Annotated in this window: 10 protein-coding genes; 3 read left to right on the top strand and 7 right to left on the bottom strand. The window is 73.9% G+C overall.

Features of this window, described 5'->3' with window-relative positions; translation table 11 throughout:
• The first annotated feature begins 82 nt into the window (after positions 1 to 82).
• Positions 83 to 1195, top strand: a complete 1113-nt coding sequence (locus tag QRN56_RS14620; RefSeq protein WP_285104425.1) for a LacI family DNA-binding transcriptional regulator — start codon at positions 83 to 85, stop codon at positions 1193 to 1195.
• Positions 1196 to 1328: 133 nt separating this feature from the next.
• Here the strand turns inward: QRN56_RS14620 and QRN56_RS14615 are convergent, their stop codons facing one another.
• From QRN56_RS14615 to QRN56_RS14605, 3 genes are all read right to left on the bottom strand, one after another.
• On the bottom strand, positions 1329 to 1838 hold the full coding sequence (locus tag QRN56_RS14615; RefSeq protein ID WP_285104423.1) for a MerR family transcriptional regulator: 510 nt from the start codon (positions 1836 to 1838) through the stop codon (positions 1329 to 1331).
• Between the two features lie 34 nt (positions 1839 to 1872).
• Positions 1873 to 2796: an SDR family NAD(P)-dependent oxidoreductase gene (locus QRN56_RS14610; protein WP_285104421.1), complete on the bottom strand. Its 924-nt coding sequence runs from the start codon at positions 2794 to 2796 to the stop codon at positions 1873 to 1875.
• 162 nt (positions 2797 to 2958) lie between these two features.
• Entirely contained in the window at positions 2959 to 4005 is a 1047-nt protein-coding gene (locus QRN56_RS14605; RefSeq protein ID WP_285104419.1) for a sigma-70 family RNA polymerase sigma factor, read from the bottom strand.
• A 115-nt stretch (positions 4006 to 4120) separates the two neighbouring features.
• On the opposite strand from QRN56_RS14605, the gene QRN56_RS14600 reads away from it, so the two are divergent.
• Together QRN56_RS14600 and QRN56_RS14595 are read left to right on the top strand one after the other, a co-directional pair.
• Positions 4121 to 4651: a DoxX family protein gene (locus tag QRN56_RS14600; protein ID WP_285104417.1), complete on the top strand. Its 531-nt coding sequence runs from the start codon at positions 4121 to 4123 to the stop codon at positions 4649 to 4651.
• A 159-nt stretch (positions 4652 to 4810) separates the two neighbouring features.
• Entirely contained in the window at positions 4811 to 5551 is a 741-nt protein-coding gene (locus QRN56_RS14595; protein WP_502928805.1) for a GNAT family N-acetyltransferase, read from the top strand.
• Between the two features lie 19 nt (positions 5552 to 5570).
• Here the strand turns inward: QRN56_RS14595 and QRN56_RS14590 are convergent, their stop codons facing one another.
• The 4 genes from QRN56_RS14590 to QRN56_RS14575 all read right to left on the bottom strand — a co-directional run.
• Positions 5571 to 6518 carry a DUF808 domain-containing protein gene (locus QRN56_RS14590; RefSeq protein ID WP_285104415.1) on the bottom strand — a complete coding sequence of 316 codons (948 nt, stop codon included), beginning with the start codon at positions 6516 to 6518 and terminating at the stop codon, positions 5571 to 5573.
• Positions 6519 to 6669: 151 nt separating this feature from the next.
• Positions 6670 to 8148 carry a glycerophosphodiester phosphodiesterase family protein gene (locus QRN56_RS14585; protein ID WP_285104413.1) on the bottom strand — a complete coding sequence of 493 codons (1479 nt, stop codon included), beginning with the start codon at positions 8146 to 8148 and terminating at the stop codon, positions 6670 to 6672.
• A 74-nt stretch (positions 8149 to 8222) separates the two neighbouring features.
• Positions 8223 to 10904, bottom strand: a complete 2682-nt coding sequence (locus QRN56_RS14580; protein WP_285104411.1) for an NPCBM/NEW2 domain-containing protein — start codon at positions 10902 to 10904, stop codon at positions 8223 to 8225.
• Between the two features lie 227 nt (positions 10905 to 11131).
• The coding region (locus QRN56_RS14575) for a heavy metal translocating P-type ATPase (RefSeq protein ID WP_502928804.1) at positions 11132 to 13315 on the bottom strand (2184 nt) is incomplete at its 5' end.

Genomic DNA, 13315 nt, shown 5'->3' with positions numbered 1-13315 from the left:
CTCGAATGAATCCTTTCAGCGGGTTCACGCTAGCGAGGGCCCTGTAGAGTGTCAACCGATCTACAGAATCGGGAACACAGTCGTGACCTCAGCAGAGACCAGGCCGGACGCCGCACCGTCTCCGGCACCGCCGCCGCCCTCCCCGGCGGTGGGGCCCACCGCGGAGCCCGGACCCCGCCCCTCGACGATCCAGGACGTCGCCCGTGAGGCCGGCGTCTCCCGGGCCGCGGTCTCCAAGGTGATCCGGAACGCCTACGGCGTCAGCGAGCACATGCGGGCCCAGGTCACCGCCGCCATCGAGCGGCTGGAGTACCGACCGCGCGTCGCCGCGCGGGCCATGCGCGGGGCGAGCTTCACGCTCGGGTTCGAGATCCCCCAGGTGGGCAACGACTTCCTGACGATGATCGTCGACGGCGCGACGGAGGCGCTCGCGGACACCCCGTACCAGATGATCATCGCCCCGCTCGGGCGGGACCAGAAGGGCGACGTGGCGATCAACAGCCTCGCCGACCGCCAGGTCGACGGCATCGTGGCCATCGCGCCCCGGGTGGACCCCGCGTGGCTGGAACGGGTCGCCGAGCGCACGCCGCTGGTGATGATCGGGCGGCACGACCGGTCCGACCGCTACGACACGATCACCGGCGACGACCGCGCCGGCGCCGAGCAGGTCATGTCGCACCTGTTCGACCTCGGCCACCGGCGCATCGTGCACCTGACCATCCACCCGTCCCGGCCGGAGCCGCCGTGGGCGGGCCAGGCCGGCGCCGAGCCCCACGTGGTGCGCACCGCCGTCTACCGCGAGCGCATGACCGCCGCCGGGCTGGAGCCGCAGGTGATCCACACGATGTTCGACGGCTCGGAGGCCCATGCGGCCACCCGCGCGCTCCTGGACTCCCCCGACCGCCCGACCGCGATCTTCGCGGGCAACGACACCCTGGCCGTCGGCGTGCTGAGCGCGGTCGCGGAGGCCGGGCTCGACGCGCGCGACGTGTCGGTGGTCGGTTACGACGACGTGCCGATCGCGCGACACCCCCTCGTCTCGCTCACCAGCGTGGACCAGAGCGGCATCACCCTCGGTCGCGAGGCGGTGCGGCTGCTGCTGGAACGGCTGGCGGGGCGCACGGAGTCGGTGCGGTACGAGTCGCCGGCGGTGCTCCGGGCCCGCCGGTCGAGCGCGGAGCCGCGGCAGGCCTGACGGGCGGCCGGACGGCCAGGCCCGCCGGGCATTCGCTTTGAGGCCCGGGTTTCTTCGCTTTGGGACCGTTCAAAGCGAAGAAACCCGGGCCTCAAAGGGGATCGCGGCGACGGGTGGGCCGCTCGTGACCGAGCTAGTCGTCCTGGACGTCCGGGTCCGTGACGTCCGGGTCCGTGACGTCCGGACCCGTGGCACCGCCGTAGGTGGCGATCTTGTACTCCGTGGCCGCCAGCGAGAGGTTCAGCTCCCGGATCCGGCGCCGGATGGTGTCGCGGTGCTCCAGCAGGAGGTCGAGGCGCTCCGGCTCGGTCTCCTTGCCGGCGTCCGCGAGGGCGATGTAGTGCTGCACGTCGCGCATCGGCATGCCCGACAGCCGCATCCGGGTGACGAAGACGAGGCGGCGCAGCGCCGCGGCGTCGTACAGGCGGTACCCGGCGGCGTCCCGGCCCACCTCGACCAGGCCCGCGCGCTCGTAGTACCGCAGCGTGTGCGGCGAGACGTCGAGGTAGGCGGCGGCCTCGGCGATCGGCAGGGGTCCGGGCACCGCGTCCGCGTCCGCGAGGGCGTGGATGACGTCGGCCGACGGCGCGCCGTCCTCCCCCAGCGCCGCCAGGGCCCGCGACATCAGGTCGTCCGTCGCCATGCCCACCAGCCTAGGCGGCCCGGGGTGCGGGTCATCAGAAGGCTCGCACGGCCGGGGGCACGCCCGGGAAGTCCGCGGACTCGGACGCACCGGCCCACTTCTCGACGTCGTCCGCCGCGTAGGCGTACGCGCGCCGCAGGTTGCGGACCGCCTCCGCGCCGAGCGGCAGGCGCAGCGGCGCGTCCGCGGCGTCCAGCACCTGGCGGACGACGGCGGCGGCGCGGGCCGGGTCGCCCTCCTGACTGCCGTGAGCCTCGGCCATGTTCGCGCGGACCGCGCCGGCCACGTCGTCATAGGCGGGGTCGGCGGCCGCGGTGCGGAGCACGCCGGCCGCGTTGAACGCCGTCCGGAACCGGCTGGGCTCCACGATCAGCACGCGGACGCCGAACGGGGCGACCTCGCCGGCGAGCGCCTCGGACCAGCCCTCCAGCGCGAACTTCCCGGCCGAGTAGCTGCCCACCGCGGGGAACGACATGCGCCCGCCCTGGCTGCTCATCTGCACGATCGCGCCCGTGCCGCGCGCCCGCAGGTGCGGCAGGACCGCCCGCACGTAGGCCGCCGGACCGAACAGGTGCTGGTCGAGCATGTCGCGCAGGGCGGCGTCGCCAATCTCCTCGGCTGTCCCCACCTGTCCCGCGCCGGCGTTGTTGACCAGCACGTCGATCCGCCCGAACGCGTCCAGGGCCCGGTCCACGACCGCGGCGGCCCCCGCCGTGTCCCGCACGTCGTGCTCCACCGCGAGCAGCCGCTCGCCGTACCGCGCCCGCAGCGCGCCGAACCGGCCGGCCCGGCGCGCCGTGCCGACCACCCGCTCCCCGGCCTGGAGCGCGGCCTCCGCCAGGGCGAGGCCGAGGCCGGAGCTCGCGCCGGTGATGAGCCAGGTCCTGGTGTCGGCGGTGGCCCCGCTGGTGACCGTGGTGGTGGTTGTGCTGGTCGTCGTCGCACTGTCTGTCGTCATGGCGGCGACGTTAGGGATTCGAGCGCGCTCGAACGCAAGGCGAGGTCTCCTGGTGCTGAGGTCGGCAGTCTGCCCCCGAGGTCGGCACTCTGCACCGAGATCGGCACATCCCTGTGCCGACCTCGGTGCAGACTGCCGACTCCGCTGGTCGAACTGCCGACCTCAGGGCAGCAGGACCGTGCGGATCGCCGTGATCAGGCCGTCCACGACGAGCACGCGGATCAGGGCGACGGGCGCGCCGTCCCGCGTCGCGACGAGCGCCATCCCGTCGTCCAGGAGCAGGGGCGCCAGGGTCCAGCCCGACGTCGGCCCCAGGTAGTGCAGGGACCCGGCGGCCACCCGCTCGGCGCCGACGTCGAACCCGACGCGCTCGCCGCGCAGGGTCGCCCAGCCCGAGACCTCGGGGTGCAGGATCCGCACCAGGGCCGCGAGGTCTCCCCCGGCGCAGGCCGCGATGAAGGTGTCGACCACACGCTGCAGCTGAGGGTCGGCGCGGTGCCCGGCCGGTGCGGTCGGCGCCGGACCGATCGACGTGTGCGCGGCCGACGTCGGACCGCCGGATGCCGATGCTGCCGACGTCGACCCGGCGGACCCGGACGCCGTCGGCTGCGACGCCCGGATCGCCCTCCGGGCCCGGCTGGCGAGCTGGCGGCACGCGGCCGGGGTGCGGCCGACCGTCTCCGCGACGCTCTCGAAGGGGATCCCGAACACGTCGTGCAGCAGGAACGCGGCGCGCTCGCCCGCCGTCAGCCGGTCGAGCACGACGGACAGGGCGCGCCGGATCTCGTCGTCCAGGGTGATCCGGTCTGCCGGGTCCGGTGACGCACCCAGGCTCAGGCCCGGCACCCCCGTGCCGGACCCGAAGTTCCAGGCCGCCGGGTCCTGCGGCGCGGACAGGCGCCGGTGCGCCGACCCGATCCGGTCCAGCGCGAGCCGCCGCACCGCCACGACGAGCCAGCCGCGCAGGTCGCGGATGCCGCCGACGTCCTGGGTCGCCAGCCGCGCGAACGCGTCCTGCACCACGTCCTCGGCCTCGGCGGGGTCGGCCAGGATGCGCCGTGCGACGGCCAGCAGGTAGGCACGGTCGTCCCGCGACGCCGCGGCGACCCGCTCGGCGTCGGGTCCGGCCGCGCGACCACGGGCATCCCCGGACGCACCGCCCGCATCAGGTTCCCGCCCGCGCGCGGGCTCGCGTCCAGCTTCGCTCATGCCCCGCACGACGATCGGGCACCCCGCGATGTGACGGCGTCACACACCCGACCGCCCGTTCGTCCTGTCCGCACCCGGCCGGCAGACCGCCGTCCGACGAACCTGAAGGAGCATCATGCTCACCACCACCCTGTGGGCGGCACAGATCGTCCTCGCCCTGTTCTTCCTGTTCGCGGCGCTGCCCAAGATCGCAGGCCGCGGCATCGACCGCTGGGCGGGGTTCGACGACCTGCCCCGTTCGATCGTCGTCCTGACCGGCGTGGCGGAGCTCGTGGCGCCGTTCGCGCTCGTCCTGCCCCTGCTCCTGGGCGCTTTCGAGTGGACGACGCCGCTGGCCGCGGCCGGGCTCGCCGTCGTCACGCTCATGGCCAGCGGGTTCCACGTCCGGGCCGGCGAGTGGCTGCCCGCCCTGGAGACGGCGCTGTGGGCGGCGCTCGCCGGGGCCATCGCCGTCGGCCGCTGGGGTCTCCTGGCCACCGGGCCGCACCTGGACGCCGACCTGCTGGTCCCCGTGATCGGGCTGGTCACGGTCGCGCTCACGATCAACCTCGTCGCGATCTTCCGGGGCCCGGCGCCGTCCCGCTCCGCACAGACCGAGCCGGCCCCGGCCCAGCCGGCCCAGCCGTCCGCGCCGGCCGCACGCTGAGCCGCCCCGCCGCGGCACCCCCGTCGCCCCCCTTCGAGACCCACGTTTTCTCCGCTTTGAGCGGCGTCAAAGAGGAGAAACTCGGGCCTCGAAGGGGAGGGCGGCCGCGGTCGGCGTCGGGCCGGAATGCGCACGGCCGGACACCAGTTGGTGATTGACGTGAGCCTCCTGACCGACGCCGCCTCCGGCGGCACCGCACCCGACCCCTCGGCACCCGACTACTCCGCGCTCGACAACGCCGCCTGGTCGTCGCTCGCCGGGGAGCACGCCCACCTCGCCGAGGGCGGGGACCTCGTCCGCCGCTACCCCGTGGACGTCTCGCCGTTCGCCGCCGTCCGCACCTGGGACGACCCGGACGTCTGGGCCGCGATCGTCGACCTGGTCGGGTATGACGCCGACTTCCCCGCCCCGCCCGAGTCCGTCGCCCTGCCGGCCGGCTGGGTGCGCGGCGACGTGTTCGGCGGCGTGCAGCTCGTCGAGACCGAGCGCGTCCAGGGCAGGCCCGACGCCGAGGCCGTGGTCCTGGGCGCCGCCGACGTCCCCGAGATGATGGACCTCGTGTCCCGTGCGAAGCCCGGGCCGTTCCTGCCCCGCACCCACGAGATGGGCCGGTACGTCGGCATCCGGCGTGACGGCGAGCTCGCGGCCATGGCCGGCGAGCGGCTGCGGCCCGCCGGCTGGACCGAGATCAGCGCGGTCGCCACGGACGAGCGGTTCCGCGGCCAGGGTCTGGCCACGCGGCTGGTGCTCGACGTCGTGCACGCCGTCCGCGAGCGCGGCGCGCGGGCCATGCTGCACGCCGCGGCGGGCAACACGAACGCGATCCGGCTCTACGAGAGCCTCGGGTTCGTGCTGCGTCGCCGCAACGAGTTCGGGATGGTACGCACCCCGGCCGCCTGAGCCCGGTGCGCCCCTGACGTCAGTGCGCCGCCGGGGCGTCCGCCGTCTTCTTCCGGGACGGCAGCAGGTGCAGCACGGCCACCACGACGGCGCCGACCACGAGGCCGACCACGGCCGAGCAGAGGGTGTTGAACAGCCAGCCGAGGGTGCCGCCGAGCGCCCCGGCGCCGTCGTGGATGACCACCTCGAGGTGGTGCACCCACTCGTAGGGCCAGGGGATCCAGCCCGTGCCGTCCGCACCGAGGTTGACGAGCAGGATGTGCCCGCCCACCCAGAGCATCGCGACGGTGCCGACCACGGAGATGACGGCGAGCACGCGCGGCATCGCCTTGACCAGGCCGCGGCCCAGGGACTGGGAGAACCCGGAGTCGCGCTCGGCGAGCCGCAGCCCGACGTCGTCCATCTTCACGATCGCCGCGACGACGCCGTAGACGATGATCGTGATGACGAACGCGACCACGACGAGGATGAGGAGCCGGGACCAGAAGGTCTCGTCGGCCACCTCGTCCAGGGCGATCACCATGATCTCGGCCGACAGGATCAGGTCGGTGCGGATGGCGCCGGCAACCAGCTTCTTCTCGGCCTCCGGGCTGACCTCCGTGGCGAGCACCGTCTCCTTGCTGTGGCCGGAGATCTTGTGCCAGATCTTCTCGGCGCCCTCGTAGGCGAGGTACGTGCCGCCGATCATCAGCACGATCGGCAGCAGCCACGGCAGGAACTGGCTGAGCAGCAGCGCGGCCGGGAGGATGAAGATCAGCTTGTTGCGGATCGAGCCGATCGCGATCTTCTTGACGATCGGCAGCTCGCGCTGCGCCGCGACGCTGCGCAGGTACTGCGGGGTCACGGCGGTGTCGTCCACGACGACGCCCGCCGCCTTGGCGGTCGCACGGCCCGTGGCTGCGCCGACGTCGTCGATGGACGCCGCCGCGAGCTTTGCCAGCGCGGCGATGTCGTCCAGCAGTCCCATCAGGCCACCCACGGCGCACCCCGCTCCGGTCGATGTGTCGTCATGTCCGAAGCCTATGCAATCCGACGGCCCGCCCGAGCACCGCGCCGCACGTGTCAGACGTACAGGTCCCTCTGGTGACGTGTACGTCTGACACGTGGGGGGTTTCGCGTCAGCGCGAGACCGGGGTGAGCTCGATGCGGTCCAGGTTCCAGTTCTGGTACGCGTCCTCAGGCAGGGCGATGCGCAGCGTGTGCGTGCCCTTCGTGAGGCGCTGCGTGACGCCACTGGGCTGGAGCACCTGCTTCGCGTGGCTGGTCGTGTTCCGGACGTCGACCCGGGCGCTCGGCGCGCCGTCGTCGAACGACACGGTGTACGTCCCGGCGGGCGAGTACGGCGACGACGCGCGCACCGCGACCTCGTACTCGCCGGTCCTCGGCACCTCGACGGAGTAGGTGAGCCACTCGCCGCCGCGCATCCAGCCGAGGCTGACGGCCCCGTCCAGGTCCTGGATGTCCACACCCTCGCCCGGGCGCATCTGCAGGTTGCTGCGGTTGGCGGGCTCCAGGTCGTGGTAACCGACGCCCTCGCCGGGCAGGAAGTCCTCCGCCTGGACGCGGACGGCGCCGCGCGGCAGCGGGTCGCCCTCGCCCGTGCGCAGCCAGCGCTCCAGCTTCTCGACGTCGTCCGTCTGGAAGATCGTCGTGTGGTAACCCTCGACCAGCGCCTGCCAGCCGCGCAGCGGGTCGATCAGCGACGCCTCGTCGGTCATCCGCTCGGACAGCCCGTTCCACATCGTGTTGCTCCAGACGCGGCTCCCGCTCGCGACGCGGTCCAGGAACGGGCGGCGGGCGACGGCGTCGGCCGTGCTGTCGAAGTTGACCTCGTAGGCCACGGGCTGGTCGTCGCCGAACTTCTCGACGTCCGCAAGGTTCGCGTCCGTGACCATGTGCATGTAGACGGCGCCGCGGTGCGTGGCCCGGAACTCCTGGACCTGGTCCACGGGCGCGTCCGACTTGAACAGGCCGTTGCGGACCGTGCCCGTCTCGACCAGCACGTCCCAGATCTCCGCGCGGAACGGCCAGCCCTTGTCGAGGTTGACCAGGCCGCGGTCCTTCGCGAGCCGCATCGCCTGCTCCAGCGTGGGGACCCGCTCGTCGGTGAGCGCGGCCTGCGCGCCGCCGAGGCCCTCGCGCAGCCGCAGGCCCTCGATCTGCTCCAGCGTGAGGCTGTCCACGCGGCCGGTCCCGTTCGTGGTGCGGTCCACGGTCGTGTCGTGCATGAGTACGGGGACGCCGTCGGCGGTGAGCTGGACGTCCAGCTCGACGATCTCCGCGCCGTCTGCGAACGCGGCCAGGATCGCGGGGGCGCTGTTCTCGGGGGCCGCGCGCCACTGCGCGCGGTGGGCCGCGGTGAGGACCTTGGCGTCCGGGCCGTGGTCCAGCAGGTCGCGGTAGGCGCGTTCGGCGGGGGTGCCGCCGCCGTGGCCCGCGCCGCCGAACGCGGCCGGAGCGGCCGACGCCGCAACGGAGCCCGCCTGGAGGTCGGCCTGGGACTCGGCCTGCGCGCCGGCCACGGCGACGGCCCCGGACAGCACCAGCGCGGCCGTGGTGACGACGGCCCCGACGCGGGTACGGATGCGTGAGTTCATGGACCCGACTCTGGTGGTGCGGCCGGCCGCCGGGGCGAAGCGCACACGGCGGCCGGCTGAACACTCGCTGAACGTCAGCCCTGCCCGCACTCGACGCGGGCGTCGGCCCAGTCGGCGTGGTCGAAGTTCTTGCCGTCCGGCCCCTCGTCGGCGACCAGGCGCAGGCGGCGCACGCCGGTGACGTCGACGTCGAGCGGCACACCGCCGTCGTCGTTGGACAGGACCGGCGTCTCGGTGAGCAGCACACCGTCGCCGTAGACGGCGAACCGCACGGAGCCGACGCCGGTGTCACCGGGCTTGTCGAGCACCTCGTCGTCGATCCCGACCACGGCCGTCAACGCCGTGCAGGCGCCGCCGAGCCACCCGGTCACCGACCCGGTCGCGTGCATGCCGATGCCCTTGGCGTAGGTGGTGCCCGCTATCCGCAGCGGCGCGCCGTCACCGCCTGCGGCCTCGCCGTTGGACCGATCGCGCTCGACCGGGCCGTAGCCGTTGCTCTGCTCGGTCCAGTCGAGGTCGGAGACGTAAGGGTTCCCCGCCGGGGCGGGCGGCGTGACCCACAGGGTGGCCTGGTTCGCGGCGACGTGGTCGCCGCCGCCGGCCCGGTAGTCGACGTCGACCGGCACCTCGAACGTGCCCGTCGCGCCGTCGGCGGGCACCCGGACCTGCCAGGTGAAGCGCGCGGTCTGCCCGGCGGCGAGCCGCGCCACGGTGCGGGTGCCCTGGTCCGCGGACCAGCCCGTGGGCAGGTCGGGCGTCAGGCGCACGCGCGTGACGTCGCGGTCCGCCACCGCGAACGCGGCCGTCACGGCCACGGTGCTGCCGGGCTCGACGTCGGCCTGCTCCGGGTCGACCGTGATCGTGGCGTCCGGCCGCGCCTCGACCGGGTCCAGGCACGACTCCCGGCCCCCGGTCGCCGCGCACACGACGGCCACGAAGCCGCCGTTGTCCGCCGTCGGGATCCGCAGCGTGTCCGCGGCCGTGGTGCGCACCGTGGAGTGCACGGTGGCCGACCCGTTCGCGCCGTCGTCCGTCAGCAGGTCGACGACCACCTTGGACCCCCGCGCCAGGCCCGCCAGCGGGAGCAGCAGCGGGTCGCCGGAGCCCGCGCGCATGCCGCCCACGAACCACCGGTCCCCGGAGCGGCGTGCGAGCACCGCGTCCCGCCCGGGCGTGCCGCTGAGCAGCCGCACCTCGTCCCAGGTCGTGGGGAGGTCCCGCAGGAACGGCAGCGCGTTCGGCTCGTCGTCGTACCCCTCGGGCTTGTCCGAGATGTGCTGCCAGCCCGACTCGTAGACGACCGCCATCGCGGCCTGCTGCGCCTTGGACGTCCTGTCGTTGTCGCGGGAGAACACCACGGGCGTGAAGTCCATCGACGCCAGCACGTTGCGCGTGAACGGCACGATGAGGCTGCGCTCGGGGCTGATCCCGTTCTCCATGCCGCGCACGGCCTCGTAGCTCATGATGTGCGGCCAGGTGCGCTGCATGCCGGTGGGCAGCGCGGCGCCGTGGAAGTTGACCATCAGCTCGTACCGGGCGGTGTCGCGCGCCACGTCGTCGTACCACTGGTGGATCTCCTGCGAGTCGGAGTCCATGAAGTCCACCTTGATGCCGCTCACGCCCCACGACCTCAGCCGCGGCAGCCACTCGTCGCGCTGCTCCTGCGTGCGCAGGTCCCGGCTGTGGAACCAGACGATCACGTCGACGCCGCGGGTGTGCGCGTAGCGGACCGTGCGCGGCACCCAGCTCGCGTCCCAGCCCTCGTCGAGCAGCACGTACTCCCAGCCGTTGCGCGCGGACAGGTCGACGAAGTCCCGCTGGCGCGCCTCGTCCCGCGGGCTGCTCCCGTCGGTCAGCCAGCTCCAGCTCGACCGGCCGGGCCGGATCCAGTCCGCGCCCGGGTCCAGGGCGGCGGGTGTGGCGAGGTCGTCCACCAGCGTGGAGCCGACGACGCCGGCCAGGTCACCGACGATCGCGACCCGCCACGGGGTGGACAGGTCGCCGGTCGTGGTGACGGGGCGCCCCTCGAAGAGGTCGACGCCGTAGCGCAGCGAGCCGGCCTCGTGCGTCAGGTGCGAGCCCGAGTAGTCGCCGTGCAGGTCGGCCTCCGTGACCAGCACGTCCCGGTCGCCCTGCCCGAACAGCACCGGGTACCCGACGCTGCCGGAACCGTTGCCCGCCGCGGCGGTCGTGGTGCTCCACTCCGCCTCGTAGTTGACGGCGTAGGAGCGCTGCATCCACGCCGGGCCGTCCGCGGCCGGCTCCCACGCGCCGGACTCGTCGTCGACCCGGTGCTCGCCCGGCCCGTCCAGCAGGTAGCGGTAGGCGACGCCGTCGTCGGACACGCGGACCGCGATCCGCAGCCGTGCGCCCACCGGGTCGGCGAACGTGAAGACCGACTCCCGGTGGGTGTAGCCGCGGCGCTCGCGCTTGCCGGTGCTCATGGAGTAGGTGTCCGAGACCGTGCGGTCCTGCCGACCGGCGAACGTCAGGCCGGTGGTCAGGTCGCCGTCGCTGCCCCGCAGGCCCAGCCGCGTGGCCGAGAGCACCGTGTCGCCGTCGGCGAGCACGTCGAGCGCCACCTGCCCGGCGGCGTCCAGGCGCAGCAGCCCGTCCAGGTGCGAGCCGCGCGGGCCCTCCACCCGCCAGCTCGACGCCGTCCCGCCCGTCGGGTCCGGGCCGGTACCGCCCGCCGGGGCGGCGGTCGCGCTGCCGGCGACGACGAGGCCGCTCGCGACGAGGGCAACGGCTGACACCGCTGTCACCAGATGGAGAGCAGGACGGAACGCTGGTACGAGCTTCACGAGGTCTCCCTTGACTTCGATCGGGTGCCGACGTCGATCCGGTGCCGGGTCCGGCCCGGTGCCGACGTCGGTCCGGTGCCGGGTCCGGCCCGGTGCCGACGTCGGTCCGGTGCGCCGCCCAGAAGGCTAGGCGGCGCACCGGACCAGGTCAACAGGCGTTCTCGCAGCTCCCGCCGCTGCTACTGCCGTCCCGGACGGAGGTCGAGGCGGCGCAGGAGCTGGGCGTTGAGCGCCACGACCACGGTCGACAGCGACATCAGCACGGCGCCCGCGGACATCGGCATCACGAAGCCGATCGGCGCCAGCACGCCCGCGGCCAGGGGCACCGAGATCAGGTTGTACCCGGCCGCCCACCACAGGTTCTGCTTCATCTTGCGGTAGCTGGCCCGCGACAGCTCGATCACGGACAGCACGGACCGGGGGTCGTCGCTGGCGAGGATCACGCCCGCGGACGCGATGGCCACGTCGGTGCCGGCACCGATCGCGATGCCGACGTCGGCCTGGGCGAGCGCCGGGGCGTCGTTCACGCCGTCGCCGACCATCGCGACCTTGCGGCCCTCGGCCTGGAGCTGCGCCACCTTGGCGGACTTGTCCTCCGGCCGGACGCCGGCGAAGAACCGGTCCACACCGAGCTCGTCGGCCACCGAACGGGCCACGGCCTCGGCGTCGCCGGTGATCATGACCACCTGGACGCCCCGGTCGTGCAGGGCACGGACGGCGTCCGCGGACTCGGCCCGCACCTCGTCGGCGAGCTTGATCGCGCCGGCCACCACGCCGTCGCGCAGCACGTGCAGGATGATCGCGCCGTCCTTGCGCCAGGCGTGCGCCACCGCCAGCTCGTCCTGCCGGTTCTCCTCCAGCAGGCGCGGCCCGCCGACGCGGACCTCGTGGCCGTCCACGGTCGCCGTCACACCCACGGCGGGCGACGACGCGAACCCGGTGGCACGCGGGACCGTGAGACCCCGCTCCTGCGCCGCCCGCACGATCGCCCGGGCCAGCGGGTGCTCGCTGTCCGACTCGGCGGCCGCTGCGAGCGCCAGCAGCGTGCCGGCGTCGAGGCTGCCCTGGCCGGGCTCGCCGGGCTCACCGGACTCGCCGGCGGGCTGGATGTCGGCCGGCTGGACGTCGGCGACCGTGGGCTCGCCCTTGGTCAGCGTGCCGGTCTTGTCGAACAGCACGGTGTCGACGGTGCGCATGCTCTCCAGCGCCAGTCGGTCCTTGACGAGCACGCCGCCGCGGGCGGCGCGCTCGGTGGCGATCGACACGACGAGCGGGATCGCGAGGCCCAGGGCGTGGGGGCAGGCGATGACGAGCACGGTCACGGTGCGGATCACGGCGTCGTCGGGCAGCCCGGCGAGCGACCAGACGACGGCGGTGACCGCCGCGGCGCCCAGCGCGAACCAGAACAGCCAGCCCGCGGCGGTGTCGGCGAGGCGCTGCGCGCGCGAGGACGAGGCCTGGGCCTCGGCGACCAGCCGCTGGATGCCGGCCAGGGCTGTGTCGTCGCCGGTGGCGGTCACCTCGATGCGCAGGCCGGAGTCGGTGGCGACCGTGCCGGCGGTCACCGGTTCGCCGGGGCCGCGCGGGACGGTGCGTGACTCCCCCGTCACCATGGACTCGTCCATCTCCGCCCGGCCGTCGACGACGCGGCCGTCGGCGGGGACGCTCCCGCCCGGCCGCACCACGACGACGTCGCCGACCACCAGGTCGCCCGGCGCGACCTTGACGACCTGGTCACCGTCGACCCGCTCGGCCTCGTCCGGCAGCAGCGCCGCCAGCGAGTCCAGGGCCGACGTCGTCTGCGCGAGCGAGCGCATCTCGATCCAGTGGCCCAGCAGCATGATCACGATGAGGAGCGCCAGCTCCCACCAGAAGTCGAGCTGGTGGTCGAGCAGCCCCAGGCTGGCGCCCAGCGACGCGACGAACGCGACCGTGATCGCGAGGCCGATCAGCAGCATCATCCCGGGCTTGCGGGAGCGCAGCTCGGAGACGGCGCCGGTGAGGAACGGCGAGCCGCCCCAGACGTACATGACGGTGCCGAGCACCGGCGGGATCGCCGTGACCCAGGCGGCGTCGGGCAGCTCGTAGCCCAGGATCATCGCGAACATGCCGGAGAACGCGACGACCGGCACCGCCAGCACGAGCATGATCCAGAACAGCCGCCGGAACTGGCCGACGTGGTCGCCGTGACCGGCGTGGCCCATGTGGCCGGAGTGCTCGTCGTGGCCGGCGTGCACGTCGCGGCCGGAGTGCTGGTCGTGACCGGAGTGCTGGTCATGACCGGCGTGCTCTTCGGTGTGGGCGTGCTCTTCGGTGTGGGCGTGCTCTTCGGTGTGGGCGTGCTCTTCGGTGTGGGCGTGCTC

It is taken from the genome of Promicromonospora sp. MEB111 (genome assembly GCF_030209445.1).
Taxonomy (GTDB): Bacteria; Actinomycetota; Actinomycetes; order Actinomycetales; family Cellulomonadaceae; genus Promicromonospora.
Note: the sequence above shows the minus strand (reverse complement) of the source record. Positions and strands in the feature narration are given on the sequence as shown.